Source organism: Phycicoccus sp. Soil748 (genome assembly GCF_001428025.1).
In the GTDB taxonomy this organism is placed as follows: domain Bacteria; phylum Actinomycetota; class Actinomycetes; order Actinomycetales; family Dermatophilaceae; genus Pedococcus.
This window is the reverse complement of the sequence record NZ_LMSC01000002.1, coordinates 152,222-173,721: the sequence shown is the minus strand read 5'-3', so window position 1 is coordinate 173,721 and position 21,500 is coordinate 152,222. Positions and strand designations below refer to the sequence as shown.

Sequence of the window (21,500 nt, the reverse complement as noted above, 5' to 3'; positions counted from 1 at the left end):
GGTGTTACTTGAGCTCGGTCTCGACGCCCATGGAGCGGGCGGTGCCGGCGATGATCTTCATGGCCTGCTCGACGTCGTTGGCGTTGAGGTCCTCCATCTTCATCGTGGCGATCTCGCGGACCTGGTCGGCCGACAGCTTGGCGACCTTGGTCTTGTGCGGCTCGCCCGAGCCCTTGGGCACGCCGGCAGCCTTCTTGATGAGCTCGGCCGCCGGGGGCGTCTTGGTGACGAAGGTGAACGAGCGGTCCTCGTAGACCGTGATCTCGACGGGGATGACATTGCCGCGCTGGGACTCCGTCGCAGCGTTGTACGCCTTGACGAACTCCATGATGTTGACGCCGTGCTGACCGAGGGCGGGGCCGACGGGCGGGGCGGGCGTCGCGGCGCCGGCCTGGATCTGCAGCTTGATGAAGCCGGAGATCTTCTTGCTCTTGGGAGGCATGTCCTGGTGTTCCTTCTGTGGTGGTTGGGCCTACGCCGTGGGCGATGACCCGGTTGCAGTACCCCCGCGGACCGGGGGCAGGAGCCGCTCGCTCAGATCTTGGCGACCTGGTTGAACGACAGCTCGACCGGGGTCTCCCGGCCGAAGATCGAGACCAGCACCTTGAGCTTCTGGGTGTCGGCATTGATCTCGGAGATCGTGGCGGGAAGGGTCTCGAAGGGCCCCTCCATGACGGTGACGGACTCGCCGACCTCGAAGTCGACGACGGCGGTCTCGCGCGGCTTGGCGGCGGAGCCGGACGCGGCCCCGGCGGCGGCCGAGCTCTCCAAGTCGGCAGGGGCCAGCATGGTGAAGACCTCGTCGAGGCTCAGCGGCACGGGCTGGTGGGCGTTGCCGACGAAGCCGGTGACGCCCGGGGTGTGGCGGACGGCGCCCCAGGACTCGTCGGTGAGGTCCATGCGCACGAGGACGTATCCGGGCATCCGGACCCGCTTGACGAGCTTCTTCTGCCCGTTCTTGATCTCGGTGACCTCTTCCATGGGCACCTGGGCCTCGAAGATGTAGTCCTCCATGTTGAGGGAGGTCGTGCGGTTCTCGAGGTTGGCCTTCACGCGGTTCTCGTAGCCGGCGTAGGAGTGCACGACGTACCAGTCACCGAACTTGCTGGCGAGGGCGTCCTTGAACTCCTTGACCGGGTCGGCCGGGGGCGCGTCGATGTCGGGGAGGTCGGCGGCCGCCTCGTCGGAGCCCTCGTCCGTGCTCGACCCGGCGTCGCTGAACGCGACGTCAGCGGCGGCATCGGTCGTCTCGTCGGCGGAGGCGTCGGTCGCCTCCTCGGAGGCGTCGTCGGCGGTGTCCACGGAGTCGTCGACAGAGTCCGTCCCGGCCTGCTCGAGCTCGGCGGAGGCGTCGGCGCCCTGGACGACCGTGTCCTGGTCGGTCTCCGGCTCCGCGTTGTCGGTGGTCCACTGGTCGGACACGCTGATGACCTACTTCCTTCTGGTGTTCACCGGGTGTGCCCCGGGTCAGTGCGGGAGGGCGGCGACTAGCCGCCGAAGACCCACAGGACGAGCTTGGTGAAGCCGAAGTCCACCGAGGAGACCAGCGCCATCACGAACGTCACGAACACGATCACGACGATCGTGTAGTTGACCAGCTCGCTGCGCGTGGGCCGCACGACCTTGCGCAGCTCGTCGAGGATCTGGCTGACGAACAGGGACAGCGAGCGGAAGAACCGGGAGACCGGGTTGCCGCCGCGGCCGCCCTTGCGGCCGGTGCGACCAGAGCCGCGGGTCTGCGCGCTCACGTCCGTCACGATGTCTCTGCTTTCACTGTGTCTGCCCTGGGCCGGGGTCGGCCGCAGGTCCTGCAACGCAGGGCAGGAGGGACTCGAACCCCCAACCGCCGGTTTTGGAGACCGGTGCTCTACCAATTGAGCCACTGCCCTACGGAACACCTCGCGGGGGGCGGGGAGTTCCGAGGAAGTCCCTGGCCGCGCACCGGCGACCCGTTGGAGGGCACGCAGGAAGCATGGTCAGAGTCAACCGAGGAGCAAGCATACGTGAGCCGCGGCCTCGAATGCGAACTCGCTGCCGACGCGGCCGGCCGCTCACACCAGGCCGAGGTCCGCGGCCTGCCTGACCACGTCCCTGCGGGTGGCGAGGCCGAGCTTGGCCAGCACGGCCGAGACGTGGTGGTCCGCCGTGCGGGTGGAGATGTAGAGCCGCTGGGCGAGCTCGGAGTTGGTCAGGCCCTCGGCCACGAGCCTTGCCACGTCGAGCTGGCGGGAGGTCAGGCCGGCCGGGTTGGCCACCGTCGTCACGCGCCGGCGAGCCGGGACCTTCGCCAGGCCGCGCGCCCGAAGTACGTCGCGACCCCGCTGCGCGGTCGCCCAGGCGCCCATCGTCTCCAGGTCCGCCAGGGCGGCGACCGCGGTGCCGTCGTCGAGCGAGTCGAGGGCGGCCAGGGCCCGCTCGTAGGGCGCGCCGAGGGCACGCCAGTGCTCGGCTGCCTCGTCCGTGCGGCCGTCCAGCTGCAGCCTTGCGGGCTCGGCGACCCCGACCGCCCCCGGGTCGAGGCCCAGGCGCCCGAGCCAGAGCGCCAGCTGCCCCGACGCCCACTGCACGCCGGGAACCGACCCTGCGTCGCGCACCAGCGTCGCCGCCACCTCGAGCCTGGGGTCGCCGGACCCGAGCAGCCACGCCCGCTCTGCCAGCGCCGTCGTCACGGCGAGCAGCGCGAGGGGCTCGTCGATCTCCTGCGCGAGGCGCCAGGCCCGCTCGAGGTGGTCCTGCACACCGTCGTCCGGCGCGTCCCCGCGGCGCAGCGGGACCAGTGCGCTCACCAGGTGCGGCCACAGGCTCGCGATGGGTGCGCCGCCGTCGAGCACCGACCTCGCGTCCTCCAGGGCCGCCTCCCACCGGCCGCGCTCGAGCTGCAGCCGCGAGCGGACGCCGGTCTGCCACTGGTTGCAGATCGGGATGTCCCGCTCGACCGTGAACGGCAGCGACCGGTCGAGCAGCCGCTCGGCGTCGCGCAGGCGCCGCTGCTCGACGTCGATCGCAGCGAGCTGGGACCAGCCGGTCGACGCGGTCTCGTCGAAGCCGCGGCTCGCGGCCTCGGCCGACAGGTCGAGCAGGCGCTCGCGGGCGTCCGCGCTCCCGTCCACCAGGTCCGCCGCGGCGCCGACGATGTCGGCGCGGAGCCGCAGCTCCTCGTCGCGCCGCTCGGAGGCGATGGCCCGGACCACCGCACCGCTGGAACGAGCCTCCCTCAGCGCGTTGCGGCGGTAGGCGAGGAACATCTGCATGGCCCGCGCGGAGCCGTGGGTCGGCGACGAGGCATGGGCGACGGCCGCCTCGACGTGGCACTGCGCCTCGGCCCGCCGGGCGAGGTAGTACTCGATCAGCGCCCGGCGGTTGTGCGCCGCCGACAGCCCGTCCTGGTCGCCGACCTCCTCCCACAGCCGGCTCGCCTCGATGATCACCGCGAGCGCCTCCGGGAGCCGGCTCACCATGTAGAGCTGGAAGCTCAGCCGTTCGAGCAGCGCAGCCCGGTCCTGCGGGTCGGACGTGCTGGCCGCCGCGAGCTCCAGGAAGGACACCGCCTCCCGGTGGGAGCCGGCCAGCGCGGCGTCGAGGGCCGCCCGGTCGGCGTAGCGCAGCGTCCGCCCCTCGTCACCCGACGCGTGGGCGTGGTGGGCGAGCACGGCCGGGTCACTGCTGCCGAGGCGTTCGAGGGCCTCCAGCACCCGGGCGTGCAGGGATGCGGCCACCCCGGCCGGGATGGCCCCCTCCACCGCGAGCCGGGCCAGCTCGTGGCGGTAGACGACCCCGCGTCGTGACCTCCTCAGCAGCCCGGTGCCCTCGAGGCGGCGCAGCTGGGGGACGTCGACACCCAGGTGCGGGAACAACCTGTCGTCGACCCCGTCCGGGGCCGTGGCGAGCAGCTGGAGCACCTCGAGGTCGTCGGCGTCGACCGCGCTCGTACCCGCCAGCACCGCGTCGCGCACCGACGTCGGCAGCCGCTCGGCGGGGTGGCGCGCGATCTCGGTGACGAAGAACGGGTTGCCGGCGGTGAGGGCCCAGACGGTGACGGCGTCCAGGGGCGTGCCCTGCAGGAGGCCGCGTATGGCGTCGACGGACAACCCGGCGAGGTGGATCGTCGCGGCCGAGTCCAGCCTGGCCAGGTCGCCCAGCAGGGGACGCAGCGAGTGGCGCGGACCGATCTCTCCCTCGCGGTAGGTGATGACGAGCACCAGGGGCACCAGCTCGATCCGGCGGGCCACGAAGCGCAGGACGTCCACCGAGGCCTCGTCGATCCACTGCGCGTCCTCGATGACGACGGTCGTGGGCTCGTCGGCAGCCGCCGACAGCAGCCGCTCCCCGAGCGCGGCGAGGGCCACGGAGTCCTGGCCCGGCGCCGTACCGAGCTCGGACAGCACGTCCCGGACCGGACCCAGCGGGCGCGGGGTGTCGAGGGGGTCGCACAGCCCCCGGGCGACCCGGGACCAGGGCTGGTCGGCCGTCGCCGCGCGGACCAAAGCGGACTTGCCCGCCCCGGCCTCCCCTGCGACGGCCACCACGCTGCCCTCGTCGGTGGCGCGGCGCAGGGCTGTCCTGAGCTGCTCCAGCTGCGGCTCCCTCTCCACGAGGTCCACCTCGTCAGGGTACGAGCCGCCGGAGCGTGGGAGGAAGGGGTTTTGAGGGGCACGACGAAGCCGGGGACGCCGGGGCACCTGGCCCCTGCCGTCCCCGACCGTCGCGCCACCACCGGATCGCGACCCGGTGGTGGCGGGTGGGGTCACCTCGCGTCCGCCCGGCGGCGCTGACGGACGTCGAGGATGACCTGACGGGCGCTGCGCGGGCCGACCGGGCGAGCCGCCCCCCGCCGCCCACCGACGAGCACCTCGGTGAGGTAGGCGTGCATCTGCACCTCGTTCACGTCGTGGCCCCCGCTCGCTGTCGTTCGTGCTCCGTCGCGGTGTGGGCGCCGAACTCGGCCGCCACCTCGGCGACCAGGGTGCACGGAAACCCGCCGCGCCGGGCGTGCTCGCGCACGGTCTCGGCGTCGTCGGCCTCGTGGAGGCAGTAGATCTTGTCGCCGGCCACGAAGCTGGTCACCCAGGTGTACGGGACCCCCAGGGAGTCCACCGCCGCGTTGGAGGTCCGGGAGATCTCGGCGAGCTGCTCGGTCGTCAGCTCGCTGGCGCCCGGGAACACCCGCTCGATCATGAATCGCTTCATCGTCATTCCTTCGGTGAGTGAGCCGGCCCACTGCCGGCTGCCCTCCAAGAGTGGGATCGGGGCGGGGTGGCCGGCATCGGTGCCACCTGCCCATCTGCGCCGCTCCCCCTGCCCATGTCCGCACCGGTCCGGCGGCTGCGACCGGGTAGGCATGACCGGCGGACGGCGGGGTCAGGTGGGCATGACGAACCGGTGGCCGGCGTTGCCCACCGACGTCGGTGACCGGGCTGCGGACGGCGACTGCGTCCCGCCGCGCCGCTCTGGGACCATGGCAGCGTGACCGAGCAGACCGCCGCCGACCGCCCCCTCCCCCTCGCCGAGCGCTCCGCCGACGACCTCGCGTCGTTCGTCCGTGAGCAGCAGGAGGCGTATGCCGCGCTCAAGCAGCGCGGGCTGAAGCTCGACCTCACGCGGGGCAAGCCGGCCAGCGAGCAGCTCGACCTCGCCAACGACCTGCTGACCCTGCCGAAGGGCTGGACCGACGCCACCGGCACCGACACCCGCAACTACGGGGGCCTCGAGGGGCTGCGCGAGCTGCGGGAGATGTTCGCCGAGCTGCTGTGGGTCGAGCCCGAGCAGATCGTCGCCGGTGGCAACTCGAGCCTGACGATGATGAAGGACGCCCTCGTCGACCTGCTGCTGCACGGCGGCGTCGACTCCCCCCGGCCGTGGAGCAAGGAGGAGAAGGTCACCTTCATCTGCCCCGTCCCGGGCTATGACCGGCACTTCACGCTGCTGCAGTCGTTCGGGATCGAGATGGTGACCGTCCCGATGCGAGAGGACGGTCCGGACGCCGAGGCGGTCGCGGCGCTCGTCGCCGAGGACCCGAGCGTCAAGGGCATGTGGATCGTGCCGACGTACGCCAACCCGTCCGGGTCGGTCGTCAGCCAGGAGGTGGCTGCCCGGCTCGCGTCGATGGAGACGGCCGCCCCCGACTTCAAGATCTTCTGGGACAACGCCTACGCGCTGCACCACCTCACGGCCGACGAGGCCAAGAGCGCCGACATCCTCAGCCTCGCGGCAGCCGCGGGGCACCCGCACCGGCCGATCATGTTCGCGTCGACGTCGAAGATCACCTGGGCCGGCGCGGGGGTGGCGTTTCTCGCCGGGTCGGTCGAGACCGTGAAGTGGTACCTCGGCCACCTCGGCAAGGGCTCGATCGGCCCCGACAAGGTCAACCAGCTGCGCCACGCCCAGTTCTTCGGCTCCCCCCAGGGCGTCCGCGACCACATGGTCAAGCACCGCGAGATCATCGCCCCCAAGTTCGCCGAGGTGCAGCGCGTCCTCGACGAGCGCCTCGGCGGCCTCGACGTCGCGACGTGGACCCGTCCCACGGGCGGCTACTTCGTCAGCCTCGACGTGCTCGACGGCACGGCGTCCCGCGTCGTGCAGCTGGCCAAGGAGGCCGGCGTCGCGCTGACCCCGGCCGGCTCGTCGTTCCCGCTCGGCGACGACCCCCGCGACCGCAACATCCGCCTGGCGCCGACGTTCCCGCCGCTGGAGCAGGTCACGGCCGCGATGGAGGCCGTCGCCACCTGCGTCCTGCTGGCGGCTGCCGAGCAGGCCGGCGCAGCCCGCACCGCCTGAGAGGACCGGGCGCCGTACCGGGCGGTATGGCGCAGGAGGCCCCGACCGGGGCCTGGCCTTGCGGCTCCCCTCCCCCTGCCGCAGGGTGGTCACATGAGCGATCAGCCGGGAACCGAAAGCATCGAGGACGACCTCGGCAGCTACAGCGTGGACGACGCCGTCGACGCCGGCAGCGGCCAGGAGCAGCTGCTGGACTCCAGCGAGGGCGACAACGAGCCCTGGTCACCCCCGGACCAGCAGCCCCGCAACACCGAGTGGGGCACGACGGCCACCGAGCAGGGCCTCGACGAGACGATCGACCAGCGGGTCATGCAGGAGGTCTCCGACCCCGACTCGGCCTACGGCGCGCCGGACAACGAAGGCGGACTGGACCCCGAGCCGCGGGTCGGTGGCGACGACCCCGACAGCATCGACGCCAGCCAGGACTTCCTCGGCGACGCCGAGGTGGGCGAGGGCGCCGTCGGCCAGCTCGCGGACCCCGACGAGGGCACGCGCGAGGACGACGAGCCCGAGCTGGTGGGCGAGGAGCTCGGCTCCGGGGACGGGGACCAGAGCCCCGAGGAGCAGGCCATGCACGTGGTCGAGGGCGACTGACCCGGTCCACCACGCGGCAGCATGCCGAGGCGCCGACCCCGAGCGGGTCGGCGCCTCGCTGCGTCCTATGCGGTGCCACACTGCACCGCATGCCCCGGCCCGTCGACGCGCTCCCCAAGGCCCACCTGCACCTGCACTTCACCGGGTCGATGCGGGTGGAGACGGTGCGCGAGCTCGCCGCCAAGCACGGGATCCGGCTGCCGGACGCCCTCACGAGCGGCTGGCCGCCGCGGCTGAGCGCCCGCGACGAGCGGGGCTGGTTCCGGTTCCAGCGGCTGTACGACGCGGCCCGGGCCTGCGTCCGCGACGAGGCCGACCTGCGGCGGATCGTGCGCGAGGCGGCCCGGGATGACGCGGCCGAGGGGTCGCGCTGGCTCGAGCTACAGGTCGACCCGACGTCCTACGCGCCCTTCGTCGGCGGCATCACCCCGGCGCTGGAGATCGTCCTCGACGAGGCCGCGGCAGCTTCTCGGGAGGAGGCGACCCAGGTCGCCGTCGTCGTCGCCGCGAGCCGCATCCGCCACCCGTTGGACGCCCGCACGCTGGCCCGGCTCGCGGCGCGGTACGCCGGGGAGGGCCCCGGCTCGGTGGTCGGGTTCGGGCTGAGCAACGACGAGCGGCGCGGCGACACCGCCGAGTTCGCGGCCGCCTTCCGGATCGCCCGCCACGCGGGGCTGGCGCTCGTCCCCCACGCCGGCGAGCTCCTCGGCCCGGCGGCGGTCGAGGCGACCCTGGACGCCATCGAGCCCGACCGGCTCGGCCACGGCGTGCGGGTCGTGGAGGAGCCGCGCGTCCTCGAGCGCGTCGCCGACTCGGGCATCGCGCTCGAGGTGTGCCCCGGCAGCAACGTCGCCCTCGGGGTCTACGCCACCCCCGACGAGGTGCCGCTGCGCACCTTGGTGGAGCACGGCATACCCGTGGCCCTGGGGGCCGACGACCCGCTGCTGTTCGGGTCGCGGCTCGCGGCGCAGTACGACGCGGCGCGCGGGCTGGGCTTCTGCGACGAGGAGCTGGCGGACCTGGCCCGCGCCTCGTTGCGGGCCAGCCGGGCGCCCTCCGACGTGCGCGACGCCGCGCTCGCCGAGGTGGACGCCTGGCTGGACGCGCCGGCCTGACTAGAGCGCGTGGCCGACGAACACCGGCTCGTTGACGAGGGTGACGCCGAACGCGTCGTGGACGCCGTCGCGGACGGCCCGGGCGAGGTCGGCCACCTGGGCGGCGGTCGCACCGCCTCGGTTGGTGAGGGCCAGGGTGTGCTTGGAGGAGATGGCCGCCGAGCTGCCGGGGAGCGCGAAGCCCTTGGTGAAGCCCGCCTGCTCGATGAGCCAGGCCGCGCTGGTCTTGGTGCCGCCGGCGTCCGGGAAGCGCGGCGGGGTGGGCCCGTCCGGCCCGAGCCGGGTGGCGGCGCGGGACTCCAGCGCCGCGAACCGGGACGCCGACAGGATCGGGTTGGTGAAGAAGGAGCCGCACGACCACGTGTCGTGGTCGTCGGCGTCGAGCACCATCCCGCGGCGACGGCGCTGGGCCAGCACGGCCTCGCGGGCGTCGGCGAGCGGCACGCGGTCGCCCACGGCCACGTCGAGCTGGCGGGCCAGGTCGGCGTACCCCACCGGCTGGCTCAGGTCACCCGGGACGAGCTGGAAGAGCACGTCGAGGACGACGAAGCGCGAGGTGCCCTTGAAGATCGAGTGGCGGTAGGTGAACCGGCACTCGGCCGAGGCGAACGTGCGCACCCGCTGCTCGCCCCGGTCCCAGACCCGCACGGAGGCGATGGTCTGGGCGACTTCCTGGCCGTAGGCGCCGACGTTCTGCACCGGGGTCGCACCGGTGCCCCCGGGGATGCCCGACAGCGCCTCGATCCCCGACCACCCCTCGGCTACGGCCCGCGCCACGAGCTCGTCCCACGGCACACCGGCCGCCACGCGCACCATGGCGCCGCCGCACAGGTCGAACGACTCCACCTCCACCCCGTCGGAGGCGATGCGGACGACGGTGCCCGCGAAGCCCTCGTCGGCGATGACGACGTTGCTGCCACCGGTGACCACCAGCAGCGGCTCGTCGGCGTCGTCGACCTCGCGGACCGCGTCGACGACCTCGTCGGTCGTCGTGGCGGTGACGAGCCGGGCGGCCGGACCGCCCACCCTCATCGTGGTCAGGCCGGCCAGGGGGACGTCGTGCTCCTCACGCATGCAGCGGCGCTCAGTCGAGCTGGACGACGGCGACGCAGCGGCCGAGGACCTTGTCGCCCCCGCTGGTGGCGGTGAGCTCGACCGTGGCGCGGCGGGTCTGCTCGTCGACGGCCTTGACGACGCCGCCGACCTCGATGGCGCCACCGTCCTGGGGCACGACGACCGGCTTGGTGAAGCGGGTGCCGAACTCGACGACCCGGCCGCCGTCACCGGCCCACTCCTCCACGACCGACCCGGCCGCGCCCATGGTCCACATGCCGTGGGCGATGACGTCGGGAAGGCCCACGGAGCGGGCGAACTGCTCGTCCTGGTGGATGGGGTTCTGGTCGCCCGACGCCGCCGCGTAGGCGACGAGGGTGTCGCGGCCGACGGCGATGGTGCGGGACCCGATGGTGTCGCCGACGCTGGTGCCGGCCAGGGTGCGCACGGCCACGGTCACTCCCCTCCCCTGATGACGATGGTGGACGTCGAGGTGCACAGCGCCTCTCCGGCGCTCGTGGCGAGCTCGGTGCGGGTGGTGACCATCGAGTGGCCGCCCGCCGCACGCACCGAGTCGACGGTCAGGGTGCCGAGCACCTCGTCGCCGGCGGTGATCGGCCGGTGGTGGACGAAGCGCTGCTCGCCGTGGACCACGCGGCTGTAGTCGATGCCGGCCTCGGGGTCCTGCACGAAGACGGCGTCACACTGCTGGGCGATGGTCACCGCGAAGGTGGGCGGCGCGATGACCTCGGCGTAGCCAGCAGCCCTGGCCGCCTCGCTCGACGAGTGCACGGGGTCGGACGAGCCGACCGCGGCGGCGAACGCGGCGATGGCTTCCGCGCTCACGGGGTACGGGCCGCTGGGCGGGTAGCTGCGCCCCACGAAGTCTGCGTTGACGGGCATGGAGCCCACCCTATGGGGCGCGGCTGCGGACACGACAAAGCCGCCCGTGGACCGGGGTCCGGGGCGGCTGTCGAAGCGGTTCAGCTCAGCGGGTCTCGCGGTGGACCGTGTGCTTCCCGTCGCGAGGGCAGAACTTCTTCATCTCCAGGCGGTCGGGGTTGTTCCGACGGTTCTTCTTGGTGATGTAGTTGCGCTCCTTGCAATCCACGCACGCCAAGGTGATCTTGGGGCGGACGTCTGCGCTCTTGCTAGCCACGGGGCAACCTGCTCTCGGAACTGACGGTGGTGATGTCTGGGGCGCCGCGCCAAGACATCCGGGGACATCAGGCGGCGACACATCAGGGTACGCGGATTCAGGCTGATCCTGAAATCGCGGTTGTAGCGGGAGCGGGGCTCGATCCCGCGACCTCACGATTATGAGTCGTGCGCTCTAACCAGCTGAGCTACCCCGCCATGGGGTGCAGCGCCTTGCGACGCCTTTCCCAGAGCCCCCTGTCGGAATCGAACCGACGACCTTTTCCTTACCATGGAAACGCTCTGCCGACTGAGCTAAGGGGGCCTGCACACCCACGGCTCACGGAGCCGTGCGGAAGTGCGACGGTGAGACTACACGCTCGGGTGCCCGGACCGAAAATCGAGGTCCACGCACCGCTCCGGGCCCCTGCCGACGCCGGTCGAGCGCCCCTCCCGGGCGTCTACCGGAAGGCCTGCTGGCCCGTCATCGCCTGCCCGATGACGAGCGTGTGCATCTCCACGGTGCCCTCGTAGGTGAGCACGGACTCGAGGTTGTTCATGTGCCGGATGACGGGGTACTCGAGGCTGATCCCGTTGGCGCCCAGGATCGTCCGGGCGGTGCGGCAGATGTCGAGGGACTCGCGGATGTTGTTGAGCTTGCCGAGGCTGACCTGCTCGGGGCGCAGGGTGCCGGCGTCCTTGCGGCGGCCGAGGTGCAGGGCGAGCAGCTGGCCCTTGACGAGCTCGAGCGCCATGTCGGCGAGCTTCTGCTGGGTGAGCTGGAACCCGGCCAGTGGGCGGCCGAACTGCTCGCGCTCCATGGAGTAGCGGCGTGCGGTGTCGAGGCTGGAGCGCGCGGCGCCGAGCGATCCCCACACGATGCCGTACCGCGCCTCGGAGAGGCAGGAGAGCGGCCCCTTGAGGCCCCGGACCTCGGGGAGGACCGCGTCGGCGGGCAGCCTCACGCCCTCGAGGACCAGCTCGCTGGTCACGGACGCCCGCAGGCTGAGCTTGTGCTTGATCAGCGGCGCGGAGAAGCCGGGGGTGTCGGTCGGCACCACGAAGCCCCGGATGCCGCCGTGCTCCTCCCCCGCCTGCGCCCACACGACCGCGACGTCGGCGACGGAGCCGTTGGTGATCCACATCTTCGCGCCGTCGAGGACCCAGTCGTCGCCGTCCCGCCTCGCCCGGGTGCGCATGGAGGCCGGGTCGGAGCCGTGGTCGGGCTCGGTGAGGCCGAAGCAGCCGATCGCCTCGCCGGCGGCCATCCGTGGGAGCCACTGCTGCTTGTGCTCCTCGCTGCCCCAGCGGTGGATCGCGAACATCGCCAGCGACCCCTGCACCGACACCAGGCTGCGCACCCCCGAGTCGGTCGCCTCCAGCTCGAGGCAGGCCAGGCCGTAGTCGACGGCGCTCATGCCCGCGCAGCCGTAGCCGTCCAGGTGCATCCCGAGCAGCCCGAGGGCGCCCAGCTCCTTGGTCAGGCCGCGGACGTCGTCGAGCTCACCGCGCTCGAACCAGTCGGCGACGTGGGGCTCGACGCGCTGGTCGAGGAAGGTGCGCACCGTGCTGCGGACGGCCTTCTCCTCGTCGGAGAGGAGGTCGTCGATGCCGGCGAGGTCCATGGGGTCGAGCGGCTTGCGTGCGGTGGCCATGGCCCCCAGTCTGCCGCCTCGACGGACCTCAGGGGCGGTGCTGGACGAGCTCGGAGATGCGCGCGACGGCGTAGGCGTAGCCGCTCGGGCCGCAGCCGACGATGACACCGGTGGAGACGGCGGAGAGGTAGGAGTGGTGCCTGAACTCCTCGCGGGCGTGGACGTTGCTCAGGTGCACCTCGAAGACCGGCGCCTCGACCGTCGCGAGCGCGTCGCGCAGCGCGATGGAGGTGTGGGTGAGGGCGCCGGCGTTGACCACGAACCCGACTGCGGTCCGGCGCGTCTCGTGGATAGCGTCGATGAGCACGCCCTCGTGGTTGCTCTGGCGGAAGTCGACCGCGAGACCGGCGCGGCTGGCCGCCTTGCGGCACAGGGCCTCGATGTCGGCCAGCGTGTCGTGGCCGTAGACCTCCGGCTCACGCTCGCCGAGCAGGTTGAGGTTCGGTCCGTTGAGGACGACGACGGTGGGCTCGCTCGGGCCGGTCATGGGCCCAGCGTAGGTGAGCAGGCACGCCGCAGGGACCCCACCGTCGCGGTGGGACCCCTGGGGGTCGTGCGTCGGCGCGCGCTGTCAGCCCCTGCGCCTGCGCAGGCTGCGGACCACGACCACGAGGACCACCAGGGCCGCGACGGCGCCGGCGATCTGGGTGGCGTAGGACCTGAGCACGACGGGGAGGACCGTCGCCCCGAGGTCGAGGGACTCGGCCTCGCGCGCCGGTGTGGGCGTCTTGCCGGCCACCGGCGACGAGGGCACGGGCGCCGGCCCCGCCCCGGTGGACCCGTTGACGACGGGCGTCGCAACCGTCGGGGCGGCCGCCACCTCCTCGTCCGACGGGGATGCCGGCGCCGCTGCTGCCGGTGGCCCGGCGACCTTGCCCTCGATGCAGCCGACGAACTGGCCGAGCAGCTTGTCCGAGACGTCCTGCATGACGCCCCGGCCGAACTGCGCCGGCTTGCCGGTGACGTTGAGGTCGGTCTGCACGTCAGCCCTGGTCGTGCCGTCACCGGCGTCGGTGAGCTGGATCGTCACGGTGGCGCCGGCGGTGCCGTTGCCACGCTTGTCCTTCCCCTTGGCGTCGATGACCGCACGGTGCGCCTCGTCGTCGCGTTCCACGAAGGAGCCGCTTCCGGAGTACACCAGGGCGATCGGTCCGAGCTTGACCTTGACCGTCCCCGCGAAGCCGTCGCCGGTGACGTCGGTGACCGTCGCCCCGGGGAAGCAGCTGCCGACCTCCTGCAGGTCCATGAAGGTCGCCCAGGTGTGCTCGACCGAGGCCGGGACGGTGAACGAGTGGGTCAGCTCCACGGGCTCACGCCCCTGCCGCGGCGAGCACCGCGCGACGGGTGAGGACGGTCGCGAGGTGCTTGCGGTAGTCGGCGTCGCCGTTGAGGTCCGAGGGCGGGTTGGTGCCCTCGGCGGCTGCGGCGCACGCCTCCCGCACCGCGTCCTCCGTGGCCGCCTTCCCGACGAGGGCCTGCTCCACCGCGGTGGCCCGCAGCGGCGTCGAACCCATGTTGGTCAACCCGATCCGGGCCTCCGCGATCGCGCCGCCCTCGACCCGTACCGTCGCCGCGACGGCGACGATGGACCACTGGTGGGCCACGCGCACGAACTTCTCGTAGCGGCTGCCCCACCCGGTGTGCTTCGGGATGCGGATCGCGGTGAGCAGCTCGCCCTCGCCCACCGCCGTCTCGAAGAGGTCGCGGAAGAACTCGGCGGCCGGCACCGTGCGCTCACCGCCCGGCCCGGTGACCACCAGCTCGGCGTCCAGGGCGAGCACCGGGGCCCCGACGTCGCCGGCCGGGTCGGCGTGCACCAGCGCACCGCCCACCGTGCCGCGGTGCCGGATCTGCGGGTCGGCCACCTCCTCGATGGCGTCGGTGAGCACCCCCGCGTGCTGGCGGACGAGGTCGCTCGCCAGCACGTCGGCATACGTGGTCATGGCGCCGATGACGACGTGGTCGCCCTCGTCGCGGACCCCGCGCAGCTCCTCGATGCGACCGAGGTCGACCACCGTCTCCGGGGCGTTGAGGCGCATGCGCAGGATGGGAAGGAGGCTCTGCCCTCCTGCCATCACCTTGGCGTCGTCGCCGGCCTCGGCCAGCGCGCTGAGCGCGTCGGCCACCGAGGTGGGGGCGACGTAGTCGAACCGGGCCGGGATCACTGGTCCGCTCCTTCCGCGGAGGCGCTGCTACTGGGGTCCGGTGGGGCCTGGTTGGGTGCCCCCGCGTCGAAGTGCGGCTGGGCGTCACCGGTGGTGGCGTCGGCCTGGTCGGAGCCGGCGGACCGGATGGCTTTCCAGACCCGCTCGGGGGTGCAGGGCATCTGGATGTCGTTGATGCCCATTGGCCGCAGGGCGTCGACGACGGCGTTGACGACGGCCGGGGTGGAGGCGATGCAGCCTGCCTCGCCGACCCCCTTGGCGCCGAGGTCGTTGGTCGTCGACGGCGACACGGTGTTGTCGGTGACGAACGAGATCGTGTCGGCCGCGGTGGGCAGGGTGTAGTCGACGAACGAGCCCGACACGAGGGTCCCCTGGTCGTCGTAGACCGCCTCCTCCCACAACGCCTGCGCGATGCCCTGGACGAGACCGCCGTGCACCTGCCCCTCGACGATGAGCGGGTTCATGATGTTGCCGATGTCGTCGACGCAGACGTACTTGCGCATCGACACCTGACCCGTCTCGGTGTCGACCTCCATGGCGCACAGGTGGGTGCCGTGCGGGAAGGAGAAGTCGACGGGGTCGTAGGTCGCGTCGGCGTCCAGGGTGGGTTCGAGGCCCTCGGGCAGGTCGTGCGACGAGAACGCCGCCCAGACCACCTCGGCCATGGCCTTGCCCTTGTCGGTGCCCTTGACCTTGAACTGGCCGCCGGAGAACTCGATGTCGTCGACCGAGGCCTCCAGCAGGTGCGCGGCGTGCGGCTTGGCCTTCTCGATGACCCGGTCGGCAGCCATCACCAGGGCCTGTCCACCGACGACCAGCGAGCGTGAGCCGTAGGTGTCGAGGCCGCGGTTGGCGATCTGGGTGTCGCCGTGCAGGACCTCGACGTCCTCGAACGGGACGCCGAGCTTGTCGGCGATGATCTGGCTCCAGACCGTCTCGTGGCCCTGGCCGTGCGGCGAGGTGCCCGTGACCACCTCGACCTTGCCGGTCGGCAGCATCCGGACCGTGGCGTGCTCCCACCCGCCCGCGGCGTAGCGCAGCGCACCGAGCACCCGGGAGGGGGCGAGCCCGCACATCTCGGTGAAGGTGGAGACGCCCAGGCCCAGCTGGACCGGGTCCTTGCGGTCGCGGCGCTCCTGCTGCTCGCGGCGCAGCCCGTCGTAGTCGAAGAGCTCTCGTGCCCTGGCCGTCGCCGCCTCGTAGTTGCCGGAGTCGTAGGTCATCCCGGCCACCGTGGTGAACGGGAACTCCTCGTGCTTGATCCAGTTCTTCTCGCGGATCTCCAGCGGGTCCACGCCCACCTCGGCGGCGAGCTCGTCCATGAGCCGCTCGATGGCATACGTCGCCTCGGGGCGCCCGGCTCCGCGGTAGGCGTCGGTCCACGTCTTGTTGGTGAACAGGTTGGTGCAGTTGAACTGGTAGGCCGGGAACTTGTAGATGGCGTTGAACATGAACGCCCCGAGGACGGGGATTCCGGAGGTGACGAGCCCCAGGTAGGCGCCCATGTCGGCCAGGAGGTCGACCTTGAGCCCGGTGACCGTGCCGTCCTTGGTGGCGGCCAGGGTGAGCTTCTGCCACTGGTCGCGGCCGTGGTGCCCCGAGAGCAGCGACTCGCTGCGGGTCTCGGTGTACTTGACGGGCTTGCCCGTGTGCCGCGCCGCGAGGACGGCGATGACCTCCTCGGGGGTGTGCTGGAGCTTGCCGCCGAACCCGCCGCCCACGTCGGGGGCGATGACGCGGATCTTGCTCTCCGGGATGCCGAGCACCAGGGCGGTGAAGATGCGGACGAAGTGCGGGACCTGCGTGGCCGTCCAGATCGTCAGCTGCTCGCCGGTCGGGTCGCACACCACAGACCGCGGCTCCATGAACGCGGGGATGAGCCGCTGCTGGCGGTACTCGCGCTCGATGACGATGCCGTCGGCCCGCGCCTTCTCGATCGCCTCGTCGACGGGCCCGCCCGTCCCCGCACCTGCCGAGTCGAACTGCCAGAACGCGCTCTTGTTGGTACCCAGGCTGGGGTGCGCCAGCACCGCGTCCTTGGCGGCCTCCTTGAGGTCGAGGACCGGCGGCAGCTCGTCGTAGTCGACGTCCACCAGCTCGGCGGCGTCACGGGCAGCGGCGGCGGACCTGGCCACGACGACGGCGACGATCTCACCGGCGAAGGCCACGTGGTCCACGGCGATCGCCGGGTGCACCGGCGCCTTCTGGTCCTCGGTGATGGGCCAGGCGTTGGCCATGCCGCCCTGGATGTCCTTGACGTCCTCACCGGTCAGGACCGCCAGGACCCCGGGCGACGACTTCGCCGCCGAGGTGTCGATGCCGGTGATCGTGGCGTGCGCGAAGGGGCTGCGCACCATGGCCAGGTGCCGCATGCCCGGGAGCTGGATGTTGTCGGTCCACTTGGTCCGGCCGGTGATGAGGCGCTGGTCCTCCTTGCGCTTGCGGGCCGCACCGATCTCGGTCTTCGGCCGGTCCTCGACGGCGGTCACTGGGCACCGCCTGCAGTGGCACCTGCGGAGGCACCCGCGGTGGATCCCTCGTCAGCCGCCTGCTGCACGGCCTTGACGATGTTGTGGTAGCCGGTGCAGCGACACAGGTTGCCCTCGAGGCCGACGCGGATCTGCTCCTCTGAGGGGTGCGGGTTGTCGTTGAGGACGTCGATGGCCTGCATGATCATGCCGGGGGTGCAGTAGCCGCACTGGAGCGCGTGGCAGTCGTGGAACGCCCTCTGCATCGGGTGCAGCTCGCCGTCCTGGGCGAGGCCCTCGATCGTGGTCACCTCGTGGCCGTCGGCCTGGACGGCGAGGACGTTGCAGGACTTCACGCTGCGCCCGTCGAGGTGCACGGTGCAGGCCCCGCAGTTGCTCGTGTCGCACCCCACCACCGTGCCGGTCTTGCCCAAGGTCTCCCTCAGGTAGTGGACGAGCAGCGTGCGCGGCTCCACCTCGTCCTCGTAGCCGACACCGTCGACCGTGACGTTGATCCGGGTCATCCAACACTCCTTTGTGTTCGAGGGGCACCTGCCGGCGCCTCTGCGGATTACTGCTGCACTGCCCTGCTTCGACAACCCCGCGGACCGGCTAGGTCCTCGCCCCACCTCCCGCGTGCTCTGCCATGTCGGCTGACACCGCCGGCGGCTCCGGACCGGTGTCGGCGTGGTGGTGGATGGGCCCCTCGCGGTCGGCGAGGCGGTCGCCGCGCCCGCCCCACTGCAGGGCCACGATCTCGGCGGCGATGCTCACCGCGGTCTCCTCCGGGGTGCGGGCGCCGAGGTCGAGGCCGACCGGGCTCGACAACCTCCCGAGCTCCTCGTCGGTCAGCCCTGCCTCCCGCAGCCGCGCGAGCCGGTCGTCGTGGGTGCGGCGCGAGCCCATCGCCCCCACGAACGCCACCTCCGGCAGCCGCAGCGCGATCTCGAGGACGGGCACGTCGAACTTCGGGTCGTGGGTGAGCACGCAGACGACGGTGCGCCCGTCGATGCGACCGGCGTCGCGCTCGGCCTCGAGGTAGCGGTGCGGCCACTGCACGACGACCTCGTCGGCCGAGGGGAAGCGGCTGGCGGTGGCGAAGACGGGCCGGGCGTCACAGACCGTCACCTCGTAGCCGAGGAAGTGACCCACGTGGGCGACGGCCGCCGCGAAGTCGATGGCGCCGAAGACCAGCATGCGTGGGCGCGGGGCGAACGAGGAGACGAAGACGCGCATGCCCTCGCCGCGCCGTTCGCCGTCCGGACCGTAGGTGAGCGTCTCCGTGCGCCCTGCCGCGAGGAGACCCCGGGCGTCGTCGGTGACGGCATCGTCGGCGCGCGTCGAGCCGAGCGACCCGCTGTCGCCGGGCTCGGAGCCCTCCGGTCGCACCACCAGCCGGCGCCCGAGCCACGAAGGGTCGGGGTGGTCGATGACGGTGGCGACGGCCACCGGCCGTCCGGCCTCGACGTCCTCGGCGACCCCACCGAGCTCGGGGAACGTCTCGCGGCTCACCTTCTCGACGAAGACGTCGAGGATGCCGCCACAGGTCAGGCCCACGGCGTACGCGTCGTCGTCGCTGACGCCGTAGCGCTGCAGGACCGGCGTCCCGTCGGCGACGACCGCCGAGGCCAGCTCGTAGACGGCGCCCTCCACGCACCCGCCGGACACCGATCCGACCGCCTCGCCACCCGGGCCGACGAGCATGGACGCGCCTGCGGGGCGCGGGGCGGAGCGCCAGGTCGCCACGACGGTGCCGACGCCGACGGTGGCCCCCGCCTCCCACCACCGCACCAGCTCCGGCATCACCTCACGCACAGGCCACCACCTCCACCAGCTCCTCGAAGGCAGCCATGGAGTGTCCTGCCACGAAGTCGTCGATGTGGGGCAGCGCGGCGACGATCCCCTGCTGCACGGGCGCGTAGCCCTCCTTGCCCCGGTGCGGGTTGACCCACACCACGCGGTGGGCGAGAGCCCTCAGTCGACGCATCTGCTCACCGAGGGCCTCCGGCGCGTCCCGCTCCCAGCCGTCGCTGAACACCACCACCACAGCGCCCCGTGCCATGCCGCGCCGCCCCCAGCGGTCGAGGAAGGCCTTGAGCCCCTGGGCCAGGCGGGTGCCCCCGGACCAGTCGGGCACCACGTCGCCGCACGCCACCAGTGCGCGCTCCGGGTCGCGCTGGCGCAGCGGCCGGGTCACGTGGGTCAGCCGGGTGCCGAGGGTGAACACCTCGACGGGCAGCCCGGTCGCGGCGTACGTGTGCGCGAGCCGCAGCAGGGCGTCGGCGTAGGCGCTCATGGACCCCGACACGTCGACCAGCAGCACGACCCTCCGTGGGCGGGTGCCTCGGCGGCGCCACGCGATCGGGCCAGGCTCGCCCATCCGGCGCAGCTGCTCGCGCAGCGTCCGGCGCGCGTCCACGGCACCCCGCCGGGACGGGGTCGCGCGGTGCGCCGGACGCCGCGGCGCGCGGGGGCGCAGCTGGGCGAAGAGCGCGGCGAGGTGGGCGCGCTCGGCGCTGCCCAGGGTGGCGATGTCGCGGTGCCGCAGCACCTCGGTCGCACTCGCCCGGGCCTGGACGGTGTCCTGCTCCTGCCCCCCGGCCTCCCCAGAGGCGCCGTCGGTGTCGAGCGAAGCCATGGTCACCGTGGGGGGCTGGTCCTGCCGGGGGCGGGTGCCGGCGCGCTCGAGGCCGAACCACGCGGCGTACACCTGGTCGTAGCGCTCGAGGTCGGCCGGTGACGAGCACAGCGTCGCCCGGCCGGCCCAGTAGACCCCGGCGGGGTCGAGCAGGCCGACCTCTGCGGCCGCCTCGAGGTAGGTGCGCTCACGGTCGGCCGTGACCGCCACCCCGGCCGCCCGCAGCGCCCGCGCGAACCCGAGCAGGACCGCATCGGGGGCGTGGGGCCGCAGGGCGACCGGGGCGGCGCCGGTCATGACGCCAGGATCCGGTCCAGGGCCGAGCGGACGCGCTCGGCGTCCTCGCGGTACTTCACCGCGACGCCGAGGGTCGCCGCGGCGGTGTCGAGGTCGAGCGTGGGGCTGCCCAGCTCGTGCAGCGCCCGCACCCAGTCCAGCGTCTCCGCCACCCCCGGTGGCTTGATCAGCTCCTGGTCCCGGCGCAACGCCTGCACGGTCGAGACCACTTGTGCCGCAAGGGTTTCGGACACCTGAGGCGCGCGGCTCCGGACGATCTCGAGCTCGCGCTGCAGACCGGGGTGGTCGATCCAGTGGTAGAGACAGCGTCGCTTGAGGGCGTCGTGCAGCTCGCGGGTGCGGTTGGACGTCAGCACGACGACCGGAGGGGTCGCGGCCGCCACCGTGCCCAGCTCGGGGATGGTGACCTGCCAGGTCGAGAGCACCTCCAGGAGGAACGCCTCGAACTCGTCGTCGGCGCGGTCGACCTCGTCGACCAGGAGGACGGCGGGGGCCTCGCGCAGCGCCCGCAGGACGGGGCGTGCCAGCAGGAAGCGCTCGTCGAAGAGCTGGTCCTCGACCGCCTCGACGTCCTTGGCCCGGTCGGCCGCCACGGCCTCGACGGCGCGCAGGTGGAGGATCTGGCGCGGGAAGTCCCAGTCGTACAGCGCCTGGGTGGCGTCGATCCCCTCGTAGCACTGGAGCCGGATCAGGGGCAGGTCGAGCGCCTCGGCGACGGCCTCGGCGAGCGCGGTCTTGCCCGTGCCCGGCTCGCCCTCGAGCAGGAGCGGGCGCTGCAGGCGCAGGGCCAGCCAGGCGACCGTGGCGAGGGACGCGTCCGCGAGGTACCCCGTCCGGCCGAGGCCCTGCGCCAGCTCCCCGGCCGACGCAAAGGCCTCCCGTGGCTCCATGTCCTGATCATCACCCACGCCGGTCCGCAGCGAAAGGGCGCCGACGGACCGGGCGCGACGAGAGGTCCGTTCGCGCCGTCCAGCGGTGCTCACCCGCGCGTGGACCGGGTGTGCGTCAGGACAGGTCGGCCGGGGTGTCCGCGTCCGCGCCGGTGGCGAGGTCGCCGCACTCGACCACCGTGTGCGGGTGGGCCGCGAGGTAGTCCCGCGCCCCCCGGTCCCCCGCCAGCAGGTCGAGGACGCCTGCCCAGTGGTCGCGTCCGAGGACGACGGGGTGGCCCGGCGCGCCACCGTAGGCCGCGCGCCCGAGGGCCGCAGGGCCCTCACCGGCCGTGGCCTCACGTACGCGGCGCACGACGTCGGCGCCCACGTCGGGGAGGTCCACGAGCAGCACGACCACGGCATCGGCCGGACCGGCCGCCACCGCCTCGAGTCCCGCCCGCAGCGACGTGCTCTGTCCCTGCGCCCAGTCCGCCGCCTCCACGACCGTGTCGGCAGCGGTCACGAGCGGCCGGACCTGCGCCGCCCCGGCCCCGAGGACGACCACGACCGGGTCGCACCCCGACTCGCGGAGCACCTGCAGTCCCCGTTCGACGAAGCTGCCGCCGGAGGGGTCGTCGAGCATGGCCTTGGGCCGTCCCATCCGGCGACCGCCGCCGGCCGCGAGGAGCAGCCCCGCCATCCCGCGGAGCTGCTCCTCGGACGGGGGCACCG

General features: G+C 72.8%; 23 protein-coding genes and 3 tRNA genes. 3 read left to right on the top strand and 23 right to left on the bottom strand.

Annotated features, from left to right (window positions below; translation table 11 throughout):
* Positions 1–4: 4 nt before the first annotated feature.
* The 7 genes from rplK to ASG70_RS02220 form a co-directional block, all read right to left on the bottom strand.
* On the bottom strand, positions 5–442 hold the full coding sequence (gene rplK / locus ASG70_RS02245; RefSeq protein ID WP_056882220.1) for a 50S ribosomal protein L11: 438 nt from the start codon (positions 440–442) through the stop codon (positions 5–7).
* Between the two features lie 92 nt (positions 443–534).
* The gene (nusG, locus tag ASG70_RS02240; RefSeq protein ID WP_056882219.1) at positions 535–1,422 is read right to left on the bottom strand and encodes a transcription termination/antitermination protein NusG; all 888 of its coding nucleotides are present in this window, start codon (positions 1,420–1,422) and stop codon (positions 535–537) included.
* 65 nt (positions 1,423–1,487) lie between these two features.
* Positions 1,488–1,748, bottom strand: coding sequence for a preprotein translocase subunit SecE (secE, locus tag ASG70_RS02235; protein ID WP_162253882.1), 261 nt, complete (start codon positions 1,746–1,748; stop codon positions 1,488–1,490).
* Between the two features lie 68 nt (positions 1,749–1,816).
* Positions 1,817–1,889 (bottom strand) — tRNA-Trp (locus tag ASG70_RS02230).
* A 162-nt stretch (positions 1,890–2,051) separates the two neighbouring features.
* The gene (locus tag ASG70_RS02225) at positions 2,052–4,601 is read right to left on the bottom strand and encodes an AAA family ATPase (protein WP_056882217.1); all 2,550 of its coding nucleotides are present in this window, start codon (positions 4,599–4,601) and stop codon (positions 2,052–2,054) included.
* Between the two features lie 143 nt (positions 4,602–4,744).
* Complete coding sequence (locus ASG70_RS19105; RefSeq protein WP_156399770.1) at positions 4,745–4,885, bottom strand: hypothetical protein; 141 nt, start codon at positions 4,883–4,885, stop codon at positions 4,745–4,747.
* Complete coding sequence (locus tag ASG70_RS02220) at positions 4,882–5,187, bottom strand: DUF4242 domain-containing protein (RefSeq protein WP_056882216.1); 306 nt, start codon at positions 5,185–5,187, stop codon at positions 4,882–4,884. Before ASG70_RS02220 ends, ASG70_RS19105 begins: the two co-directional genes overlap by 4 nt.
* Before the next feature lie 276 nt (positions 5,188–5,463).
* On the opposite strand from ASG70_RS02220, the gene ASG70_RS02215 reads away from it, so the two are divergent.
* From ASG70_RS02215 to ASG70_RS02205, 3 genes are all read left to right on the top strand, one after another.
* Positions 5,464–6,774, top strand: a complete 1,311-nt coding sequence (locus ASG70_RS02215) for an aminotransferase class I/II-fold pyridoxal phosphate-dependent enzyme (protein ID WP_056882215.1) — start codon at positions 5,464–5,466, stop codon at positions 6,772–6,774.
* 93 nt (positions 6,775–6,867) lie between these two features.
* Positions 6,868–7,368: a DUF5709 domain-containing protein gene (locus tag ASG70_RS02210; protein ID WP_056882214.1), complete on the top strand. Its 501-nt coding sequence runs from the start codon at positions 6,868–6,870 to the stop codon at positions 7,366–7,368.
* 89 nt (positions 7,369–7,457) lie between these two features.
* Positions 7,458–8,483 carry an adenosine deaminase gene (locus ASG70_RS02205; protein ID WP_056882213.1) on the top strand — a complete coding sequence of 342 codons (1,026 nt, stop codon included), beginning with the start codon at positions 7,458–7,460 and terminating at the stop codon, positions 8,481–8,483.
* Here ASG70_RS02205 and ASG70_RS02200 read toward each other — a convergent pair whose 3' ends face one another.
* The 16 genes from ASG70_RS02200 to ASG70_RS02125 form a co-directional block, all read right to left on the bottom strand.
* Positions 8,484–9,557: a UDP-N-acetylmuramate dehydrogenase gene (locus tag ASG70_RS02200; protein ID WP_056882212.1), complete on the bottom strand. Its 1,074-nt coding sequence runs from the start codon at positions 9,555–9,557 to the stop codon at positions 8,484–8,486.
* A 10-nt stretch (positions 9,558–9,567) separates the two neighbouring features.
* A complete protein-coding gene (locus tag ASG70_RS02195; RefSeq protein ID WP_082589967.1) occupies positions 9,568–9,996 on the bottom strand; it encodes a MaoC family dehydratase in 429 nt (142 codons plus the stop codon).
* A complete protein-coding gene (locus tag ASG70_RS02190; RefSeq protein ID WP_056882211.1) occupies positions 9,993–10,439 on the bottom strand; it encodes a MaoC family dehydratase N-terminal domain-containing protein in 447 nt (148 codons plus the stop codon). The genes ASG70_RS02195 and ASG70_RS02190 overlap by 4 nt, the downstream gene beginning before the upstream one ends.
* An 85-nt stretch (positions 10,440–10,524) precedes the next feature.
* Entirely contained in the window at positions 10,525–10,695 is a 171-nt protein-coding gene (rpmG, locus tag ASG70_RS02185; RefSeq protein ID WP_056882210.1) for a 50S ribosomal protein L33, read from the bottom strand.
* A 123-nt stretch (positions 10,696–10,818) separates the two neighbouring features.
* A tRNA-Met gene (locus ASG70_RS02180) sits at positions 10,819–10,892 on the bottom strand.
* Positions 10,893–10,925: 33 nt separating this feature from the next.
* Positions 10,926–10,998: transfer RNA gene (locus ASG70_RS02175), tRNA-Thr, on the bottom strand.
* Positions 10,999–11,134: 136 nt separating this feature from the next.
* Positions 11,135–12,328 carry an acyl-CoA dehydrogenase family protein gene (locus ASG70_RS02170; RefSeq protein ID WP_056882209.1) on the bottom strand — a complete coding sequence of 398 codons (1,194 nt, stop codon included), beginning with the start codon at positions 12,326–12,328 and terminating at the stop codon, positions 11,135–11,137.
* A 28-nt stretch (positions 12,329–12,356) separates the two neighbouring features.
* A complete protein-coding gene (gene aroQ / locus ASG70_RS02165; RefSeq protein ID WP_056882208.1) occupies positions 12,357–12,815 on the bottom strand; it encodes a type II 3-dehydroquinate dehydratase in 459 nt (152 codons plus the stop codon).
* A gap of 84 nt (positions 12,816–12,899) precedes the next feature.
* Complete coding sequence (locus ASG70_RS02160) at positions 12,900–13,634, bottom strand: SRPBCC family protein (RefSeq protein ID WP_056882207.1); 735 nt, start codon at positions 13,632–13,634, stop codon at positions 12,900–12,902.
* A gap of 4 nt (positions 13,635–13,638) precedes the next feature.
* Positions 13,639–14,493, bottom strand: a complete 855-nt coding sequence (locus ASG70_RS02155) for a xanthine dehydrogenase family protein subunit M (protein ID WP_056882206.1) — start codon at positions 14,491–14,493, stop codon at positions 13,639–13,641.
* Positions 14,490–16,982, bottom strand: a complete 2,493-nt coding sequence (locus ASG70_RS02150) for a xanthine dehydrogenase family protein molybdopterin-binding subunit (protein WP_056882205.1) — start codon at positions 16,980–16,982, stop codon at positions 14,490–14,492. The genes ASG70_RS02155 and ASG70_RS02150 overlap by 4 nt, the downstream gene beginning before the upstream one ends.
* The gene (locus ASG70_RS02145; protein ID WP_056882204.1) at positions 16,979–17,485 is read right to left on the bottom strand and encodes a (2Fe-2S)-binding protein; all 507 of its coding nucleotides are present in this window, start codon (positions 17,483–17,485) and stop codon (positions 16,979–16,981) included. The genes ASG70_RS02150 and ASG70_RS02145 overlap by 4 nt, the downstream gene beginning before the upstream one ends.
* Before the next feature lie 88 nt (positions 17,486–17,573).
* Positions 17,574–18,776, bottom strand: coding sequence for an XdhC/CoxI family protein (locus tag ASG70_RS02140; RefSeq protein ID WP_056882203.1), 1,203 nt, complete (start codon positions 18,774–18,776; stop codon positions 17,574–17,576).
* A complete protein-coding gene (locus tag ASG70_RS02135) occupies positions 18,769–19,896 on the bottom strand; it encodes a VWA domain-containing protein (protein WP_056882202.1) in 1,128 nt (375 codons plus the stop codon). The genes ASG70_RS02140 and ASG70_RS02135 overlap by 8 nt, the downstream gene beginning before the upstream one ends.
* On the bottom strand, positions 19,893–20,786 hold the full coding sequence (locus ASG70_RS02130; protein ID WP_056882201.1) for a MoxR family ATPase: 894 nt from the start codon (positions 20,784–20,786) through the stop codon (positions 19,893–19,895). Before ASG70_RS02130 ends, ASG70_RS02135 begins: the two co-directional genes overlap by 4 nt.
* A gap of 115 nt (positions 20,787–20,901) precedes the next feature.
* Positions 20,902–21,498: an NTP transferase domain-containing protein gene (locus tag ASG70_RS02125; RefSeq protein WP_235531299.1), complete on the bottom strand. Its 597-nt coding sequence runs from the start codon at positions 21,496–21,498 to the stop codon at positions 20,902–20,904.
* Positions 21,499–21,500: the final 2 nt, after the last annotated feature.

Excerpts from the sequence above, each read along its gene's own strand:
- rplK (WP_056882220.1), bottom strand. The coding sequence starts at position 442 with ATGCCTCCCAAGAGCAAGAAGATCTCCGGCTTCATCAAGCTGCAGATC.
- ASG70_RS02220 (WP_056882216.1), bottom strand. The coding sequence starts at position 5,187 with ATGAAGCGATTCATGATCGAGCGGGTGTTCCCGGGCGCCAGCGAGCTG.
- ASG70_RS02210 (WP_056882214.1), top strand. The coding sequence starts at position 6,868 with ATGAGCGATCAGCCGGGAACCGAAAGCATCGAGGACGACCTCGGCAGC.
- ASG70_RS02205 (WP_056882213.1), top strand. The coding sequence starts at position 7,458 with ATGCCCCGGCCCGTCGACGCGCTCCCCAAGGCCCACCTGCACCTGCAC.
- ASG70_RS02200 (WP_056882212.1), bottom strand. The coding sequence starts at position 9,557 with ATGCGTGAGGAGCACGACGTCCCCCTGGCCGGCCTGACCACGATGAGG.
- ASG70_RS02190 (WP_056882211.1), bottom strand. The coding sequence starts at position 10,439 with ATGCCCGTCAACGCAGACTTCGTGGGGCGCAGCTACCCGCCCAGCGGC.
- ASG70_RS02170 (WP_056882209.1), bottom strand. The coding sequence starts at position 12,328 with ATGGCCACCGCACGCAAGCCGCTCGACCCCATGGACCTCGCCGGCATC.
- aroQ (WP_056882208.1), bottom strand. The coding sequence starts at position 12,815 with ATGACCGGCCCGAGCGAGCCCACCGTCGTCGTCCTCAACGGACCGAAC.
- ASG70_RS02145 (WP_056882204.1), bottom strand. The coding sequence starts at position 17,485 with ATGACCCGGATCAACGTCACGGTCGACGGTGTCGGCTACGAGGACGAG.
- ASG70_RS02135 (WP_056882202.1), bottom strand. The coding sequence starts at position 19,896 with ATGACCGGCGCCGCCCCGGTCGCCCTGCGGCCCCACGCCCCCGATGCG.
- ASG70_RS02130 (WP_056882201.1), bottom strand. The coding sequence starts at position 20,786 with ATGGAGCCACGGGAGGCCTTTGCGTCGGCCGGGGAGCTGGCGCAGGGC.